This is a genomic window from Actinokineospora sp. PR83 (assembly GCF_021056305.1).
Taxonomy (GTDB): Bacteria; Actinomycetota; Actinomycetes; order Mycobacteriales; family Pseudonocardiaceae; genus Actinokineospora; species Actinokineospora spheciospongiae.
The window spans coordinates 31,299-49,026 of sequence record NZ_JAJCXD010000018.1 but is presented as its reverse complement, the minus strand read 5'-3'; the positions used below and the strand labels follow the sequence as shown (position 1 = coordinate 49,026).

Here is a 17,728-nt window from a genome sequence, read left to right as displayed (position 1 = left end):
GGCGGTTACAGTTATCCCAAGTTCTGGTCGACGGTTCCCGCTGTGTGGATGATTCTGCCGGATCGCGCTTGCCGCCGGGACAAAGCCGACCGAAGCGCGGCTTGATCCGGGTACCGGGTCAGGCAGAACCGGAGATCCGGGCCTTCATTGTCGCCAGCAGTTCGGCGAACTCGGGCGTGCCCATCGACTCCACCTGCACGACCAGCTCGGCGTCCACCGCCTCGGCGTGCCCGGTCATCGCCGAGGTCGCCCGCAGCGTCCGCTTGATCGTCTTCACCAGCTCCCGGGGCCCCTTCGCCGCCGGGGCAGCCAACTCGACGGCGGCGGCGACCAGCGCGTCGTGGTCCCCGTCCACGGTCGCGAGGGACAACCCCAGCCGCCGCGCCTCCTCGGCGTCGGGGATCTGCTTGAACAGGGTCATCGCGGTGGCGGTCTGCGGCCCGACGACCCGCTGCAACATCCAGGTCATCCCACCGCCGGGGTGGATGCCCAGTTGCAGGAACCGCGCGTCGTAGCGGGCCCGCGGCCCGGAGATCCGCACGTCCGCGGCCAGCGCCAGGTTCAACCCGGCCCCCACCGCCGCACCCCCGACCGCCGCGATCGTCGGCAGCGACGAGTTCGCCACCGCCAGGAACCCGGCGTAGATCCCGCGCAGCCCCTCGGCCTTCGACTCGCCCAGCACGGTCAGGTCGGCACCCGCGCAGAAGGCGGGCGGGGCGCCGGTCACCACGATCGCGGAGACCCCCGGGTCGTCCTCGCACTGCCGCACGAGTTCGGCGAGCCGCGCGGAACCGGCCAGCGTCAGCGCGTTGCGCCGCTCGGGGTCGTTGAGGGTGAGCACGGCGACGCCGTCGCGCCGCTCCAGCAGAACCGCGTTGTCCATGGCCGACAACCTAGCCCGGCGCACCCCCCGGCAGCGCCCGGTGTGGACTCCGCCACCACCCCCGCCGCCATCACCCCGGCTCCGGCCCGGCGGGCCGCTCCAGGAGCGTGGAGAGCACCACCGTGGACACCGTCCGCGACACCATGTCGACGCTGCGCAGGCGTTCCAGGGCCTCCTCGAGGTGGTGGATGTTCGCCGCGCGCAGGTGCACGATCGCGTCCGCCGACCCGGACACGGTGTAGGCGGCCACCACCTCCGGCAGGGGTTCGAGCCGCTGCCGGATCCGGTCGGGGGACACGTTCCCCTGGCAGTGCACCTCGACGAAGGCCTCGGTGCCCCACCCCAGCGCCTCCGGGTTCACCACCGCGGTGAACCCCTTGAGCACCCCCAGCTCCAGCAACCGGTCCACCCGCCGCTTCACCGCGGGGGCGGACAGGGACACCGCCTTGCCGATCTCGGCGTAGCTCGCCCTGGCATCGGCGACCAGCCGCGAAATGATTCGCTGATCTATCACGTCCACACGCAACATAGTGCCGGTCGACAGGCAAGGAAGCGACATTGAAGGAGGTCAACGGGGTCAATAGATTTCGATCCATGACGCCACCCGCGAGCACCACCACCCTCGTGCTCCCCGTCCCCACCGCGGCCGTCGCCCACGCGGAGCGGGTCCCGACCACCCGCCGCTACCTCATGTGCGAACCCAGGCACTTCACCGTCGAGTACTCCATCAACCCCTGGATGGACCCCACCCGGCCGGTGGACACCGCGCTCGCGGTCGCCCAGTGGAACGCCCTCGTCGCCACCTACGAGTCCCTGGGCCACCGGGTCGAGCGCATCGAGCCGGTCCACGGCCTCCCCGACATGGTCTTCGCCGCCAACTCCGGCACGGTCATCGGCGGCAAGGTCCTCGGCGCCCGCTTCCGCGCCCCGCAGCGCGCCGCCGAGGCCGACCACTACCGCCGCTGGTTCCTCGACCACGGCTACCGCGACGTCGTCATGCCCACCCGCGTCAACGAGGCCGAGGGCGACCTCACCTGGACCGGCGAGGTCCTCCTGGCCGGGGCCGGCTTCCGCACGGACCCCGCGGCGCACGCCGAGGCCCAGGAAGCCCTCGGCGTCCCGGTCGTCTCCCTGTCCCTGACCGACCCGGCCTACTACCACCTCGACGTCGCCCTGGTCGTCCTGTCCGAGGCCACCCCCACCCGCCGCGCCCACATCGCCTACTACCCGGCCGCGTTCAGCCCCGGCACCCGCTCAGCCCTGCGCCGCCTCTACCCCGACGCGATCATCGCCACCGAGGCGGACGCCGCCTGCCTGGGCCTCAACGCCGTCTCCGACGGCCGCAACGTCGTCCTGGCCGCCGAGGCCACCCACCTCGCGGCCGAACTCGAGGCCCACGGCTACACCCCCCACCCGGTCGACGTCTCCGAACTGCGCAAGTCCGGCGGCGGCCCCAAGTGCTGCACCATGGAACTCCGGGGCTGAGCACCGAGCCCGGCAGGCGCGACACGCGCGGGGTGCCGCACCGGTTCAGGTGTCGATCGACCTCGCCGCCGCCCGTCGGGGGAATTCGGCGGGCTGTTCGCGCGGGAGTCCTCGCCGTGCAGGCCGAGTGCCCCCGCGGCGCGCGGTGTGGCTGTGAGCGGCAGTTTCCCGGTGTGCGGTGTGGACAGGCGGAAGTGATCGCGATCACAGCGAGTCGGGTGTCATGTGGGTTCGCACGGGGAAATACCTGCCCGAGCGCGGGGAATTCCCGTACAGTCGATCGCATCCGGCCAAGCCGGGTTCTTCCCGCCCTCCCTCGGCAGCGGATCCCGCAGCGAGTGGACGCGGACCTCATCGTAAGGAACAGCCCTTGAACGAGAACACCCAGCACCGCGACCTCCGCAAGGTGCCCGTCCCGGTCTTCCAGAACGTGCCCGAGCCCGAGCACGAGGAGCAGCCCACGGTCACCCACGCGAGCACCAAGGTCCCGCGGCCCGTCTTCACGAGCCCGCAGGCCTGACCAGCAGGGTCACCGCCTCGGCCACCCCGGTCGAGCCCGCGGCGCCGGTCGCCAGCCTGCGTAGCTGCAAGCCCGCGACCAGTGCCACCACCGGACCGGTCAGCCGCTCCGGCTCGGGTACGCCCAGACCGGTGAGCACGGACAGCGCCAGCGCGTCGTACGCGGCGAAGCACTCCGCCGCGGCGTCCCGCAGCGACGGGTCGCGGCCCGCCTGGATGTAGAGCTCCAGCGGCGCGATCTCCTCCCGGCCGAACGCCGTGCTCTCCACGACCTGCTCCACCAGGGCCGCCGCCTGCTCCACCGACACCGGCCCGCGCTGCTGCCGGGCGAACGCGGTCAGCCTGGTCGTCTCCTCCCGCACGAACAGCAGCAGCGACTCGCGCAGCAGTTCGGTCTGCGTGGCGAAGTGGTAGGTGATCGACCCCAGCGAGACGCCCGCCTCGGCGGCGACGCGCCGGTTGGTCACCCCCGCCACGCCGGACGCCCCGATCACCCGCAGGACCGCGCGGAGGATGCGCTCACGCACGCGGCGGCGTCCGCTCGTACCAGCGCTCGACCTGCTCCAGCTCCGCCGCCAGCGAGAACAGCAGCGGCTCGCTGTCGGCGGGTCCGAGCAACTGCGCCCCCACCGGCAGCCAGTCGCTCGTCAGCCCCGCGGGCACGTTGACCCCGGGCCAGCCCAGCACGTTCCACGGCCAGGCGTACGGGCACGACTGGATCATCGTCCGGTCGGTCTGCCAGCCGGTCAGGCCGTCGATGCCGCCCACCGGCAGCGGCGGTTTGGCCGTGGTCGGGGTGAGCACCACGTCGACCCGGTCGAAGATCCGCCCGACCCGCCGGTGGAACAGGCCCAGGGTGGCGTGCGCGGCGGCCAGCGCCCGACCGCGGAGCAATCCGCCCATCCGGCCGTTGTCCCGGGTGCGCCGGTCCAGCAGCGCCGGGTCCGGCACCCGGCCGTGCCAGTCGTTGAGCCCGCCCAGCGAGCGGGGCAGGAAGTTCAGGCCGATCAGGCCGTAGGCGGGGTCGGCGAGCACGATCTCGTGGCCCAGCCCGCGCAACACCCCGGCCAGCCGCACCACCGCCGCCCGCACCTGCGGGTCCAGCGCCACCGGCAGCCCGGTGAACGCCGGGCGCAGCGACAGCGCGACGCGCAGCCGCCCCGGCGGGGTCCGCGCCGCGTCCTGGTGCGCGGTGCCGGTGTCGGCCAGCACGTCGAACAGCAGCGCCGCGTCGGCGACCGAGCGGGCCAGCACGCCGCTGGTCGTGATGCCGTTGAACAACTCCTTCTCCGGCAGCGGGGAGAAGCGCCCGCGCTGCGGCTTGACGCCCACCAGGTGCGTCCACGCGGCCGGGATGCGCACCGACCCGGCCCCGTCCGACCCGACCGCCGCGGGCACCACACCCGCCGCGACCGCCGCCGCGGACCCGCCGGAGGACCCGCCCGGGCTGTGGTCGAGCCGCCAGGGGTTGCGGGTCACCCCGAACGCGCTGCCCTCGGTGATCGGCCACTGGCCGAACTCCGGGGTGTTCGTCTTGCCCACGATGACCGCCCCGGCGGCCTTGAGCAGCCGGACCAGCTCGCAGTCCGCGGTCTTGACCGGGAACTCGCCCGCGCAGCCGAACGCCGTCGGCGCCCCGGCGAGGTCCACGTCGTCCTTGATCGCGATCGGCACGCCCAGCAGCGGCAACCGCTCGCCGTCGCGCAGCCGCTGGTCGGCCACGCGGGCCTCGGCGCGCGCCTCCCGGCCGCGCACGAACCGGAACGCGTTGAGCGTCGGCTGGGTGTCCTCGACCTCCGCCAGGGCCCGGTCGACCAGCTCGACCGAGGTGACCGCGCCGTCGGCAAGCGCTTGCGCGGTCGCCACCAGCCCGGCGAACCGCAGATCCGGTGTCGTCGCCATCGCCGCCTCCTGTTCGTTCGAACGAACAGTAACAGCGGCCGGTTTGGCGACCACCCGCCACGAGGGTGAGGATGGGCCGCGATGAGCACGAACCCCGACACCCCGCCCCGCCGCCGCTCGCGCAGGCAGGAGACCCGGCTCTGGCGCGTGCCGGTGGTCCGCGTCCAGCGGGTCACCCCGCGCCTGGCCAGGGTGACCGTCCAGGACCCGTCGCTGGCCGACCTCGCCGGAGCGGGCACCGACCAGAACGTGATGCTGTACTTCTACCCGGAGGGCACCGAGCTGCCCGAGCCGCTGACGCTGGAGTCCGCGCGCGGCCTGTGGTCCCAGGTCCGCCCGCTGACCAGGACGTACACCATCCGCCGCCACGACCCGACCACCGACGAGGTCGACTTCGACTTCGTCCTGCACGGCGACTCCGGCCCGGCCTCCGCCTGGGCGTCGCGGGCCGGGGTCGGCGACGACGTGATCTTCGTCGGCCCCTCGCCCGCCTACCAGCCCGACCCGGCGGCCGACTGGTACCTGCTGGCGGGCGACGAGACCGCGCTGCCCGCCATCGCCAACATCCTCACCGCCGTCACCGCCCCGGTGCGCGCGTTCGTCGAGGTCGCCGACGCCGCCGAGGAGCAGGACATCCCCGGCATCACCTGGCTGCACCGCGACGCCCCCGCGGGCGAGAGCACGGTCCTCGTCGACGCCATCCGCGCCGCCGACCTGCCCGGGGGCACCCCCGAGGTGTGGCTGGCGGGGGAGCGCGCGGCCATGGTGGCCGTGCGCGCGCATCTGTTGGAGGAGCGCGGTTTCCCGCGCAAGCAGGTCCGCCCCACCACCTACTGGCGCTCGGGTGAGAGTGGCAACTGACTCAGTGTCCGGTTGGAACTTCTGGCCCCCCGCCCGCGTTTGACCTTCCGGAACCGAACAACGACTTCACACCGGGGAGGAGCGCGCCGTGCACCGCCACGCCAACGCAGTCAAGACCGCGCTGCTCCTCGGTGGCCTCAGCGCGCTGATCGTCCTGGTCAGCTCGTTCTTCGGCGCCACGGCCCTGCTGATCGGCCTCGGCGTGGCGCTGGTGGTGAACGCCTACGCGTTCTTCAACTCCGACCGGCTGGCGCTGCGCGCGATGCGCGCCCGGCCGGTCTCGCAGGCCGAGCAGCCCGCGCTGTACCGGATCGTCCGCGAACTGGCCACCGCCGCCCGCCAGCCCATGCCCCGGCTCTACCTCAGCCCCACGCAGGCCCCGAACGCCTTCGCCACCGGCCGCAACCCCAGGAACGCGGCGATCTGCTGCACCACCGGCCTGCTCGACCTGATGAGCGAGCGCGAACTGCGCGGCGTCCTCGCGCACGAGCTGTCGCACGTCCACAACCGGGACATCCTCATCAGCAGCGTGGCGGGCGCCCTGGCCAGCGCGGTCAGCACGGTCGCCAGCCTGGCCCTGCTCACCGGCCTGTTCGGCGATGACGACGACGAGGACAGCAACCCGCTGGTGCTCCTGCTGGTGGCCGTCTTGGGCCCGATCGCCGCCACCATCGTCCAACTGGCCGTCAGCCGCTCCCGCGAGTACCAGGCCGACGCCTCCGCCGCGGAGCTGACCGGCGACCCGATCGGCCTGGCCAACGCCCTGCGCAAGCTGGACGCGGGCACCCAGCAGGCCCCGCTGGCCCCCGAACCCACCCTGGTCGCCCAGTCCCACCTGATGATCGCCAACCCCTTCCGCCCCGGCGACGGCCTCTCCAAGCGGTTCTCCACCCACCCGCCCATCGCCGACCGCATCGCCCGCCTGGAGCGCCTGGCCCTCCCGGACTTCTGAGCCGCTTCCCCGGTTTTCCGCGGCCCACACCTCTAACCTGAGCCACGTGCGACGAGACCCGCCGATCACCTTCCGCGGCGCCCTGCAGATCCTCGGCCACCACGACCGCCCCTGGCTGACCCGTCTCAACGGTCTCCTCGGCGGTGTGGTCCTGGCGGCGGGCGGCGTCCCCCCGATCGCGGCGCTGTTCGGCCTGGTGGACCAGAAGAACGAGGCCATCGCCCTGACCCGCCAGGCGCTGAACGCGGTGTCCGACCGCCTGACCCGCACCGGCGGCCTGGACCGCCACCAACTGGTCATCGCCGCGCACACCACCATCGCCACGGCAGCCGTCTTCGACACCGTCCACGCGGCCTACCCGGAGTCCAACCTCACCGACCCGGAGAAGCTCGGAATCCTCACCGCGAACTGGGCGGACAAGGGCGAGTCCCTGGTCCGCACCCTCTACGCCGCGGACGTGCCCACCCCGTCCCTGGTCCGAGGCTTCCACGAGAACACCGCCGTGGTCCGCTCCTGGGCGATGAGCCTGCTGAACGAGGTCTTCCACTTCCTCGACGGCCTCGACCTCGACGCCAGCCCCCACCAGATCCCGCACCTGCTCGCCCTGGTCGAATCCGCCTACCGCGACTCGTACTTGGCCCTCGCCACCACCGTCCCCGAGTTCAAGGTCTGGTCCGACCTGGGTGAACACGCCGCCACCCGCTCCGCCCTGGCCCGCCTGGAATCCCTGCTCACCACCCCGGTCCCCGCACAACCCCGCGACCTGCGCGACACCGTCCGCGCGATCAACCGAGCCGAACTCGACCGCCCGATCATCGACGTCGACACCGACGGCTACGGCACCGACGCGGTCTTCCCGGCGGTCTCGGACATCTTCATCACCCCCCGCTTCCGCGCCTGGTACGCCAGCCGCGGTTCCCGCCTCGGCGACGAGCAGTGGTGGCAGGAAGTCCCGCTGAGCGAAGACCTGGACCTGGTCCTCGCCCGCCACTTCATCACCGGCGAGGCCACCAAACGCCCACTGCTGCTCCTGGGTCACCCCGGCGCCGGGAAGTCCCTGCTCACCAAGGTCCTCGCCGCCCGCCTCCCGGATTCGACGTACACGGTCACCCGAGTCCCCCTGCGCCGAGTCGACGCGGACGCCCACATCGCCGATCAAATCCGCGAAGCCCTCTCCCAGTCCACCCACGGCCGCGTCGACTGGTCCGCCCTCGCCGACCAGAGCGTGGACACCGTCCGCGTGGTCCTGTTGGACGGCCTCGACGAACTCCTCCAGGCCACGACGAACGACCGAGGCGGCTACCTCGCCGACGTGGTCGAGTTCCAACGCCGCGAAGCCGCCATGGGCCACCCGGTCGCGGTGGTCGTCACCTCCAGAACCCTGGTGGCCGAACGGGTCCGCCTCCCGGACGCGACCCCCGTGGTCAAGCTGGAAGAGTTCGACAACGCCCAAATCGACCAGTGGGTGTCGGCGTGGAACCAGCACAACAGCCGCCCGATGGTCGCGGAAACCGCCAAGGCGCAAGGAGAACTGGCCCGCCAGCCCCTCCTGCTGCTGATGCTGACGCTGTACTTCACCGACCCGGCAGTGGGTCCAGTGGAAGACCTGTCAGAGTCCGAACTGTACGGCCGCCTGTTCGACACCTACGCCCGCCGCGAGGTCACCAAGCAGGCGGGCCGAGTCCTCCCGGACGCGGAGTTCGAGGAGGCTGTGGAAACCCAGCTGACCCGGCTTTCCGTTGCAGCCCTGGGCATGTTCAACCGAGGCCGCCAGTCCATCACCGAAGCAGAACTCACCGCAGACCTACTGGCCCTGGGCGAGCAGGTCCCCGACGGCGGCAAACTCCTGGGCGAGTTCTTCTTCGTCCACGCAGCGGAAGCAACTACGGCAACCGTCCACCGCAGCTACGAGTTCCTGCACGCCACCTTCAACGAGTACCTGGTGGCCGCCCGCATCGTCGACATCCTCCGCGACATGGCAGAAGGAACCTTCGCCCGCCGCAAACGCCACCACCCCGACGACGACCTGCTGTTCACCCTGCTGTCATACCAACCCCTCACCATCCAGCGCCCGATCCTGACGTTCATCTCCCAGCTCTTCCGCACCCTGGGCGAGGAAACCGACGACATCGCGGCAGCCTTGGACCTCCTGCTGCCCACGCACCGCCCACCCGGGAGCCGTCATCCTGACTACCGCCCACTAGCCCCCGATCACATCCGCGCCAGCGCCGCCTACTCGGCCAACGTCGTCCTGCTCCGCAGCACCATCGCCCCGATCGACCTGGGAACCCTGTGGCCGCAGGACGAAGCGGACAGCCGGTGGATCGCCTTGGTCGACCTCTGGGCTGCGGGCTTGGACAGCGAGGGCTACCGCTCGCTGTTCGGCGCATTCACCTTCGTGGACAGCGAGGTCTACCCATCCAGGGGCTCGTCCACCACCAGCTTGGACCTCATCGACGCCCAGTACTTGCGACGTCGTCCTGCGTTCCTGGAACGGTTCGGGGCTGCGGTCGTCCTCGACCGGCACTACAACAGATTCGGCGTGGAAGATGACTGGGCGGTCCACTCTTCGGGCTGGCTGATCTCGCTGCTCACCCACCCCGACTCATTGGCCTTCGGTTTCATAGACCCACCGGAGGGGACCGCGGTGCAGCAGATGGTGGAGGTCGCCAACCTCGCCTACGGCGTGTTGGGCGTGCGCTGCGGTGACTGGAATCCGAGGTTCGTCGAGAACTATCTCCGCTGGCTCCTGCGTTTGCCGCTGCTGAACCCGCCCTCACCCCTGCCGATGATGCTGGCGTATCACCACTACCGGAAGGTGTTCGACCGGTTGCTCTCCGAGGCGGAACTCGATCGAACCCAGCACTGGGTGGGGCTCCTTCGGGCGCTGACCCCGGAACGCTTGGCCGACTTCCCGGCTGATGCCGTCGCCGACTACCTCGGAAGCGTCGACTTCAGGCTCCCCAGGTTCTGAGCGAACCCGGGGAGCCCGGTGGTCAGCCGGTGGCGCCCGCGGCCTTGGCCAGCTGCATCACGTACTGGCCGTAGCCGGACTTCGCCAGCTTCGCGCCCAGCGCGTAGGCCTCGTCGGCGGAGATGAACCCGCGGTCCAGCGCGATCTCCTCCAGGCAGGCGAGCCGAACGCCGGTCCGGTGCTCCAGCACCTGCACGAACTGCCCGGCCTCCAGCAGCGAGTCGTGCGTGCCGGTGTCCAGCCAGGCGAACCCGCGGCCCAGGTCGAGCAGCCGGGCCCGCCCCTGCCGCAGGTACTCCAGGTTCACGTCGGTGATCTCCAGCTCGCCGCGCGGGGAGGGTTCCAGCCCCTTGGCGATCTTCACCACGTCGTTGTCGTAGAAGTAGAGCCCGGTGATCGCCCGGTTCGACTTCGGCTTGAGCGGCTTCTCCTCGATGGAGACCAGCATCCCGTTCTCGTCGACCTCGCCGACGCCGTAGCGCTCGGGGTCCTTGACCGGGTAGCCGAACAGCACCGCGCCGTCGATGTCGGAGACGTGGGCCTTCATCAGGTGCGAGAAGCCCACCCCGAAGAAGATGTTGTCCCCGAGCACCAGCGCCACGTCGTCGGACCCGATGAACTCCTCGCCGATGATGAAGGCCTCGGCCAGCCCGTTCGGCGCCGCCTGCTCGGCGTAGCTGAAGTTCACCCCGAACTGCGACCCGTCCCCCAGCAGCCGCTGGAAGTTCGGCAGGTCGGTCGGCGTCGAGATGATCAGGATGTCCCGGATCCCGGCCAGCATCAGCACCGACACCGGGTAGTAGATCATCGGCTTGTCGTACACCGGCAGCAACTGCTTCGACACCGCCTGGGTGATGGGGTGCAACCGGGTCCCACTACCCCCGGCGAGAACGATGCCCTTCATCACGGCTCCTGTCGTAAGTCCTTGATCTGACCGGTCCCGCACGCCCCCCGGCCCCCGATCCCTCGGAGTCGAGGCTACCGCGACCGACCGGGGCTCCTCGCCCGGTTCGTCCCGCCACCCTGCCGCGCCCCGGGCGCCCCCACTGCTCCCGATTGCGCAACCCTGCCCGCCACCACTCGCGGCCTGCTGGACGCCCACTCGCACCTCCCGCCGCCAAGCCCCGGCACCCGCCCTCGAGACGCGGCACCCGCCCTCGAGACGCGGCACCCGCCCTCGAGGCGTGGCGCCCTCCCCCGAGACGCAGCCCCCGCCGTCGAGATGCGGTGACCGCCACCCGAGATGCGGCGAAGGCCGAGATGCGGTGGCCGCTGGTCAGCGGTAGTTGGTGAACTGCGTCCTACCTGGGCAGACGATACCGAACCGGCACTGACCAGCCGTTTGGGGTCGGTCGGTGCCGGTTCGTGTCGTTGGGTGTCAGGTGGTGTTTGTACCCAGCTTGTACCGCTGGTCGAGTTGCTAGTCCTCCGAGTCTGCTCGGTAGGCCCGAATAGCTGCCGGGCGCGGACGTCTACGCTTCACCAGCTTGCAGCCCTGATCGCAGCGCCAGACGCGCTCCTCGGAGTCCCATACCCAGTTGAACGGCAGGCCGCACAGCCCACAGATTTCGTGCTTCTCGTGCACGTGCACTTCCTTCGGTCAGAGACCGACAGGCTTCTGACCAGTCAGGACTCTCCTGCTGATCATCGTCAAGTCTTGAGACTTGACGCGCCGCGCTGGGTTGACTAGCCTCTAACTGCCAGGTTAGTGAACTAGATTGGCCTAGCTCTGCGCCGGTCTAACCTACAAGTCTACTAGATGCCGTCTTCCTGCTCGGGGAGGCGGCATCTTTGTGTTCCTGTCTGACCACAGCTAGGAGGGGGCTTCCTGCCTCGCCGCCGTCTGGGCGCTTTCGATCAGTCTGGTCACCAGGGTGCAGCCCTCGACGGACACCGGCGGCCGACAGCTGCGGGCTCTGCGCCCTGGTGGCCAGACTGATAGCCCGGGTCTGACGGCGGTGAGGCAGGCAGACCCCGACGAAACCGGCGGCCGAACGCCTGACCCCGCCTCGCTGCTGGCCTGCCCGCCCGGCGAGGGCATTCTCTTGTCGGTAACAGCTGCGCGACCCGGCCCCGCGGCTTCCCCTGCTTGGTGTGCTGCTCGGCGGCCTGGTGCTCGTTGCCCCCGGCCTGCTCCCCGCAGCTTGCCCCTCGTGCTGCTCTCTCGGTTCAGCGGCCTGGTGCTCATCGTCTGGCACGCCTCGCCGGTCGGTGCCCGCGCGGGGTCGGCCGGAGGCCGCACGCCCCGCGCGGGTGTGCCGACCGGAGAGAGCGCAGCGTGCCAGCGGGCCGCCGCAGGCGGGCCGCCTTGAACCAGTAGAGAAAGTCCTCACCGCATCACGGAGTGTTGGCGGCCTCGGGCGCGACGTAGCAGACAGCAGGGGCGGATTGTCCAGCGCCGAAGGTATGTGCGGCCTCGCCAATCAGGGTCCAGCCCAGGCGTTCGTAAAGGCTGATGGCGGCCCGGTCCTTGGTCATGACGTCAAGCGTGAGGCGGAGCCCTCGACTGTCGGCCTCGGTCATGGCTGTCTGCACGAGTCGCTTACCCAGCGATGCGCCTCGGGTATCGGGATCGACGAACAACCGTCCGAGTACTGCGATGGTCTCCGGGGCCTGGCCGGTTCGGTCGAACCACATGCGAGCTGCGTCGTCTCCGCTCGTGGCCTGCGAGATGCTCACATGGCCAACGATGCGCTCGCCGTTGTCCGCAACCCAGGACTGGATCAATGAGTCGGAGACCAGCCATGCCTGCGGGTCGGCGACACCTTCCACGGGGTAGCCGTCGAGTGCGTGAACCTTGACGAGCAATTCGCTCGCGCTGCTCAGGTCGTTTTCGGTTCGAGGTCGAATGGGAATGATGGTCATTAGTCCTCAACCGGAATCGTGTAGTCCAAACCATTGGTGTCCGCGCGCATCGTGAAAATGGTGACCTCGAAAGGTGTGCCCTCGTGGTTAATTCCTGTATGGATAACCTCGATCACCGGGACGCCGTCGGGAATCTTCAAAGCCTCTTTCTCGCTAATTCGGGGCATTCGGGCGGAGATTTCTTCGCGAATTACCTTGATCGGGTATCCAAGTTCATCGAAACGCGCGTACAAGCTGCCAGGCCCCAGGTTGGCGGAGTCGCCGAGGACTGAACCTTGTGCGATGTGCCAAGGAATGTACGTGACTCCACACTGGACTGGTTCATCGTCGGCGTAGTACCAGTTTTCGCGTCGAGCTACCTCCGACTCCGTCGGAAGGAAGAGGCGTTCAGCGACCAGTGCCGGAGCTGGTACTCGGGTGATGGAGGTGCAGTCAACGCGGGCGGTTCGTCCCTGCTTTGAAACTTCCGCACGGTATGGCGATAGGCCCGTTTCCTCTCGGATCTTCTGCGAATAGCGCTCGCTGCCAAATCGCAAAAGACGTGGCTCCTCGCGAACGAAAACGCCCTTGCCGTGCTTGGCGATTACAAGCCCTTCATCGGCCAGAAGACGAACGGCCTCGCGGGCAGTGTTGCGAGCCACGCCGAACTGTTCGGAAAGTCCTCGCTCAGATGGCAGTACGTCACCAGGCGAGAGCTCGCCTGACTCGATCAGCGCTCGGAGTGCTGCCGCTACTCGGCGGCTGGCTGGTGGCTCGCCCTGTGGGGAGCTGGGGTTGGTGGTCACGTCGTCCCTCCTGGTCCTCGGGTCATCGTACTGGCTCAAGGGAGTTCTTGACATCGCACGACCGGCCGGCTTTACTGGCTCAAGGGAGTACTGGCTCAAGGGAGTTGGCCCGGTTGGCGAGGGGGAGTCGTTGTGACACGTGTGACGGCTGCGTTGATCGCGCGGTGGGCGGATGAGGACCAGGAGCTGGGGTGGGATCACCGTCGGCCGCGTTCGGCTGAGGTGGAGTTCCGGTTCGGTGATGAGGATCCGGTCTCGGGTGAGGTGTTCGCGGAGTGCCGGTTCCGGGATCTGCCGGACTTCGTCGCGGACGCGGTGACCGATCAGCTCTACCTGGACCCGGACGAGTGGGACGAGGTGGTGTCCGAGCGTCGGGTGGCTGAGCTGGTCGACCTGCACTCGGTGTTCGTCGGCGGGGTGATGGTGCCCCGTCAGAGCGGGGGGCGTCCCGGGTTGACCGACCGGGGGATCGTGGACCCGATGGACTCGGGTCACCGTGCGGAGTTCCGGTTCCGCCAGTCCAACCACCCTGGCTACACGTGGGAGGACTACGTCGCCGATGTGGAGCGCCGCGCGGGTGGGCGGGGCAACGCGGGTGAGCGGTACAACGTGATCGAGAGCCATGACGACGTCGAGGCGTGGTGCTGATGGCGACCACGACGACCCGCCCTGAGCCCCTGGTCGAACCTGCGACCGAGGATGAGCAGTGGGCGGCTCTGCTGCGTGGCAAGGGTTACAAGGCGTGGCGTGCCAACGTGCAGGCTGTGGGCGGGTGTGCCAAGCCGGTGCGCCTGTCCGGTGAAGCGGCGTGGGTGGGGTCCGACGGGTACCCGGTGCGGGAGATCTCCGGGTCGATCCTGGCCGCGTGCAACAACCGCCGCGAGACCGTGTGCCCGGCCTGCTCGGCCCGCTACGCCGCTGACACCTTCCACCTCGTGCGCGCCGGGCTCACCGGCGGCAAGGGCATCCCCGAGACCGTGGCCGGGCACGTGCGCGCCTTCGTGACCCTCACCGCCCCCTCGTTCGGGCCGGTGCACAACCGCCCCACTACCCGCACCGGCAAGCCCCGCCCCTGTGGCTGCGGGGAGTACCACCACGAACACGACACCCGGATCGGCTCCCCGCTCGACCCGCAGAGCTACGACTACGTCGGCGCGGTGCTGTGGCAGGCGCACGCCCCGGAGCTGTGGCGACGGTTCACCATCACCGCCTCCCGTCACCTCGCCGACGCGCTCGGGGTCCCGAGGGGCAAGGCCGGGGACTACTTCCGCCTGTCCTACACCAAGGTCGCCGAGTACCAGCGGCGCGGCCTGGTCCACTTCCACGCGGTGATCCGCCTCGACGGCCCCGACGGCCCCACCACACCACCCCCGGCGGGGGTGACCCCGGACCTGCTCGCTGCGGTGGTGAAGCAAGCCGCGGGGATGGTCTCCCTCACCAGCCCGGACAGCGACACCGCCCCGGCCCGGGTCCTGCGGTGGGGCGCCCAGGTCGACGCGGAACCGATCGACCCCACCACCGGAGGCAGTGACGACCAGGTGGTCCACGACCGCAAGGTCGCCGGGTACATCGCCAAGTACGCCACCAAGGGCACCGGCACCACCATCGGGGTCGACTCCCCGATCCGCCACGAACACCAGATCGCCGGACTCGACGTCACCCCGCACGCGCGGGCGATGATCGCCACCGCCTGGCGCCTGGGCGGCCTGGGCGAGTTCGCACAGCTGCGGCTGCGCAAGTGGGCACACATGCTCGGCTTCCGGGGCCACTTCCTGACCAAGTCCCGCGCCTACTCCGTGACGTTCAAGACGCTGCGGGCCGCGCGCGGGGAGCACCGCCGTACCCGGGAGCTCGCCGAACTCGGCATCACCGACACCGACTCCATCACCGTGATCAACGACTGGGCCATGACCGGCATCGGCTACCAGACCGCGCCGGAGCGCGAGTTGGCCGCCGCCATCGCTGAACTCACCGCCCACAAGCGCCGCGCCCGAATGCAGGAGGCCACCCCGTGAGCACCCCCGACAACGACAACGTCGTGCCCCTGCCCTTCCTCAACGACCTCACCCCGGGAGCGGCCTCCCCCGGCAAGAACGGGGCCGCTGAGACCGCCTCGGTCACCGGCTCCGGCGAGATCAACACCCGCGTCATGACCTACACCGTGACCCAGGTCGCCGAGATGCTTGGTCTCTCCCGGGGCGGCACCTACGAGTGCGTCCGCAACGGCACCATCCCCGCGATACGCCTCGGAAACCGCTGGGTCGTGCCCTGCAAGCGCTTCCACGCCTGGCTCGACAACCTCCCGGAGGACTGAGCGGTGGCTGTCGATGACCTGTGGTACCTGCGCAAGCGGGACGCGTCAGGTGCCCGGATACCGTCCAAACGGCACGGCCGGGGCAAGCGCTGGCGTGTCAGGTGGACCGACCCTGAGAGTGGGCAGCCTCGGACGGAGCTGTTCGAGCGCAAGGCAGATGCTGAGCGTCGGGATGCGACGGTCCAGGCGGACATCTCGCGCGGGCAGTACGTGGACCCGCGTGGTGGACAGCTCACCGTCGCCGAGTTCGCCGAGCAGTGGCGGAAGACCCTCCTGCATCGCGGGAGCACCGCCGAGCGAACCGAGCGGACCATCCGGCGCCACATCGTGCCCGTTCTGGGGCATCTCCCGTTGGCCTCGGTGCGCAGCTCGCACGTTCGCGGCTGGGTGAAGGACCGGGCTGGGGTGCTCGCCCCAAGCACTCTCAGCGTGGTCTATAACGGCACGCTCCTGCCGATGTTCGGCGCGGCCATCGCGGACCGGCTCATCGGCTTCACGCCGTGCGTGGGCATCCGCCTGCCGGAGATCCCGGACGCCCGCTACTACATCGCCAAGCCGGAGCAGGTTCACGCCCTGGCCGCCGCGCTGCCGATCCTCTACCGGCCGATCGTCTACCTCGCGGCTGGCTGCGGCTGGCGCGGTGGCGAGATCTTCGGCCTTGAGGTCGACGGGGTGGACTTGGAGGCCCGAGAGGCGCACGTCCGTCACCAGCTCACCGTGATCGCGGGCCGGACGCCCTACCTCGCGCCTCCGAAGACGAAGACCAGCACCCGGACGAATGAGCTGCCTGCGGTCGTCGCGGATGCGCTGCGGGACCACATGGGGCGCTTCCCGGCCCTGCTGACGGAGATCTCTGACGAGACCGATCCCCGGACTCCGGTTACCCGGGCCGCGCGACTGGTGTTCACCCGGGAGGACGGCCGACCGATCCACCGGGCGGACTGGTCGTACATCTGGCGCCCCGCGGTCAAGGCCGCTGGCCTGCCCGAGGGGTTCGGCCTGCGCGACCTGCGGCACTACTTCGCCACTGTGCTGATCTTCGGCGGAGCCAACGTCAAGACGGTGCAGCTCGCGATGGGCCACACCACGCCGACGGTCACTCTCAACACCTACGTCGGGTACTGGCCGGACGCCGTTGACCAGACTCGCGGCCTGGTGGATGCCTCACTCGGATGTACCGGGGTTGTACCCAGCACCACCGCGTGAGGCATATCCCCAGGTCAGCGGCGCTAGCTCAGCGGTAGTTGGTGAACTGGAGCGCGATGCCGAAGTCGCTCGCCTTCAGCAGGGCGATGACCTCCTGCAGGTGGTCCTTCTTCTTGGCCGAGACGCGTAGCTGGTCGCCCTGGATCTGCGCCTGGACGCCCTTGGGGGCCTCCTCGCGGATCTTCTTGCCGATCTCCTTGGCCTTCTCCGTGCTGATGCCCTGCACCAGCGTCCCGGTCACCCGGTACGTCTTCCCCGACAGCGTGGGCTCACCCACGTCGAAGGCCTTCTGGGAGACGTTGCGCTTGACCAGCTTCTCCTTGAACACCTCGATGGCGGCGGTGCACCGCTCCTTGGTCTCGGCCTTGATGGTGATCGCCTCGTCCCCGGCCCAGCTCACCTCCGCCCCGGTACCGCGGAAGTCGAAGCGGTTCGCCAACTCCTTGGCCGCCTGGTTGAGCGCGTTGTCCACCTCTTGCCGGTCAACCTTGCTCACCACGTCGAATGACGGGTCCGCCACGTGTCTCGCACCTCCGCGTTCAGGCCTCACTGGGGTCCCGTGGATGCTACCGCCGCCCTCCCCACCCCCACCCCCCGCGCGTCAGGGGGTACCCGTTGGCGGAGCCCCGGGGGCATTGGGTAAGGTCTCCGTCGTCCACAGTGCTGGACACCCGGCGGGTTGCCCGAGCGGCCAATGGGAGCGGACTGTAAATCCGTCGCGAAAGCTACAGAGGTTCGAATCCTCTACCCGCCACAGCAAGGCCCGCGTTCTCTTAGTGAGGACGCGGGCCTTTGGTCGTGAGTGCCATGGGTTGGTGGTCTTGCGTTGGGCGGCGCAGAAATTCCGCTGATGTCAGCCCCGCTTGGCGGAGGCGCGGGGGCTGCGCATGGGGATGAGCACGGTGCGTCATCGGTGTTGCGGTAGGCGGCATGGCTGCCCTTGGTTCGGGTGTACTCGAAGCCGACAGCCTCCAGCAGGTAA

At 69.8% G+C, this 17,728-nt stretch carries 17 protein-coding genes and 1 tRNA gene; 10 read left to right on the top strand and 8 right to left on the bottom strand.

Features of this window, described 5'->3' with window-relative positions; translation table 11 throughout:
* Positions 1–118: 118 nt before the first annotated feature.
* Together L6E12_RS06330 and L6E12_RS06325 are read right to left on the bottom strand one after the other, a co-directional pair.
* Positions 119–883 carry an enoyl-CoA hydratase gene (locus L6E12_RS06330; protein ID WP_236226934.1) on the bottom strand — a complete coding sequence of 255 codons (765 nt, stop codon included), beginning with the start codon at positions 881–883 and terminating at the stop codon, positions 119–121.
* A gap of 70 nt (positions 884–953) precedes the next feature.
* Complete coding sequence (locus L6E12_RS06325; RefSeq protein ID WP_035279433.1) at positions 954–1,403, bottom strand: Lrp/AsnC family transcriptional regulator; 450 nt, start codon at positions 1,401–1,403, stop codon at positions 954–956.
* 74 nt (positions 1,404–1,477) lie between these two features.
* On the opposite strand from L6E12_RS06325, the gene ddaH reads away from it, so the two are divergent.
* Entirely contained in the window at positions 1,478–2,368 is an 891-nt protein-coding gene (ddaH, locus tag L6E12_RS06320; protein ID WP_374201840.1) for a dimethylargininase, read from the top strand.
* Between the two features lie 370 nt (positions 2,369–2,738).
* Positions 2,739–2,888: a hypothetical protein gene (locus L6E12_RS06315; RefSeq protein WP_236226933.1), complete on the top strand. Its 150-nt coding sequence runs from the start codon at positions 2,739–2,741 to the stop codon at positions 2,886–2,888.
* Here L6E12_RS06315 and L6E12_RS06310 read toward each other — a convergent pair.
* Both L6E12_RS06310 and L6E12_RS06305 read right to left on the bottom strand, forming a co-directional pair.
* Positions 2,869–3,414, bottom strand: coding sequence for a TetR/AcrR family transcriptional regulator (locus L6E12_RS06310; protein WP_236226932.1), 546 nt, complete (start codon positions 3,412–3,414; stop codon positions 2,869–2,871). The two genes, L6E12_RS06315 and L6E12_RS06310, sit on opposite strands and share 20 nt — an antisense overlap.
* Positions 3,407–4,789, bottom strand: coding sequence for an amidase (locus L6E12_RS06305; RefSeq protein WP_236226931.1), 1,383 nt, complete (start codon positions 4,787–4,789; stop codon positions 3,407–3,409). Before L6E12_RS06305 ends, L6E12_RS06310 begins: the two co-directional genes overlap by 8 nt.
* 81 nt (positions 4,790–4,870) lie before the next feature.
* Here L6E12_RS06305 and L6E12_RS06300 point away from each other — a divergent pair, with 81 nt between their 5' ends.
* The 3 genes from L6E12_RS06300 to L6E12_RS06290 all read left to right on the top strand — a co-directional run bounded on the left by L6E12_RS06300 (position 4,871) and on the right by L6E12_RS06290 (position 9,576).
* Positions 4,871–5,650 carry a siderophore-interacting protein gene (locus tag L6E12_RS06300; RefSeq protein WP_236226930.1) on the top strand — a complete coding sequence of 260 codons (780 nt, stop codon included), beginning with the start codon at positions 4,871–4,873 and terminating at the stop codon, positions 5,648–5,650.
* 88 nt (positions 5,651–5,738) lie between these two features.
* Complete coding sequence (gene htpX / locus L6E12_RS06295; RefSeq protein WP_236226929.1) at positions 5,739–6,602, top strand: zinc metalloprotease HtpX; 864 nt, start codon at positions 5,739–5,741, stop codon at positions 6,600–6,602.
* 46 nt (positions 6,603–6,648) lie between these two features.
* On the top strand, positions 6,649–9,576 hold the full coding sequence (locus L6E12_RS06290; RefSeq protein WP_236226928.1) for an NACHT domain-containing NTPase: 2,928 nt from the start codon (positions 6,649–6,651) through the stop codon (positions 9,574–9,576).
* A gap of 22 nt (positions 9,577–9,598) precedes the next feature.
* On the opposite strand, the gene rfbA is transcribed toward L6E12_RS06290, so the two are convergent.
* The 3 genes from rfbA to L6E12_RS06275 all read right to left on the bottom strand — a co-directional run bounded on the left by rfbA (position 9,599) and on the right by L6E12_RS06275 (position 13,226).
* A complete protein-coding gene (rfbA, locus tag L6E12_RS06285) occupies positions 9,599–10,480 on the bottom strand; it encodes a glucose-1-phosphate thymidylyltransferase RfbA (protein WP_236226927.1) in 882 nt (293 codons plus the stop codon).
* A gap of 1,433 nt (positions 10,481–11,913) precedes the next feature.
* Entirely contained in the window at positions 11,914–12,441 is a 528-nt protein-coding gene (locus tag L6E12_RS06280; protein WP_236226926.1) for a GNAT family N-acetyltransferase, read from the bottom strand.
* Positions 12,441–13,226 carry a GntR family transcriptional regulator gene (locus L6E12_RS06275; protein WP_236226925.1) on the bottom strand — a complete coding sequence of 262 codons (786 nt, stop codon included), beginning with the start codon at positions 13,224–13,226 and terminating at the stop codon, positions 12,441–12,443. The genes L6E12_RS06280 and L6E12_RS06275 overlap by 1 nt, the downstream gene beginning before the upstream one ends.
* A gap of 264 nt (positions 13,227–13,490) precedes the next feature.
* On the opposite strand from L6E12_RS06275, the gene L6E12_RS06270 reads away from it, so the two are divergent.
* From L6E12_RS06270 to L6E12_RS06255, 4 genes are read left to right on the top strand one after another with little or no spacing between them, the layout of a single operon-like run.
* The gene (locus L6E12_RS06270) at positions 13,491–13,874 is read left to right on the top strand and encodes a hypothetical protein (protein WP_236226924.1); all 384 of its coding nucleotides are present in this window, start codon (positions 13,491–13,493) and stop codon (positions 13,872–13,874) included.
* Complete coding sequence (locus tag L6E12_RS06265; protein WP_236226923.1) at positions 13,874–15,241, top strand: replication initiator; 1,368 nt, start codon at positions 13,874–13,876, stop codon at positions 15,239–15,241. The genes L6E12_RS06270 and L6E12_RS06265 overlap by 1 nt, the downstream gene beginning before the upstream one ends.
* Positions 15,238–15,540 carry a helix-turn-helix domain-containing protein gene (locus L6E12_RS35305; RefSeq protein ID WP_236226922.1) on the top strand — a complete coding sequence of 101 codons (303 nt, stop codon included), beginning with the start codon at positions 15,238–15,240 and terminating at the stop codon, positions 15,538–15,540. Before L6E12_RS06265 ends, L6E12_RS35305 begins: the two co-directional genes overlap by 4 nt.
* Before the next feature lie 3 nt (positions 15,541–15,543).
* On the top strand, positions 15,544–16,746 hold the full coding sequence (locus L6E12_RS06255; RefSeq protein WP_236226921.1) for a tyrosine-type recombinase/integrase: 1,203 nt from the start codon (positions 15,544–15,546) through the stop codon (positions 16,744–16,746).
* A gap of 28 nt (positions 16,747–16,774) precedes the next feature.
* On the opposite strand, the gene L6E12_RS06250 is transcribed toward L6E12_RS06255, so the two are convergent.
* The gene (locus L6E12_RS06250; protein WP_236226920.1) at positions 16,775–17,266 is read right to left on the bottom strand and encodes a YajQ family cyclic di-GMP-binding protein; all 492 of its coding nucleotides are present in this window, start codon (positions 17,264–17,266) and stop codon (positions 16,775–16,777) included.
* A gap of 153 nt (positions 17,267–17,419) precedes the next feature.
* Here L6E12_RS06250 and L6E12_RS06245 point away from each other — a divergent pair.
* Positions 17,420–17,500, top strand: a tRNA-Tyr gene (locus L6E12_RS06245).
* The last annotated feature ends 228 nt before the right edge of the window (positions 17,501–17,728 follow it).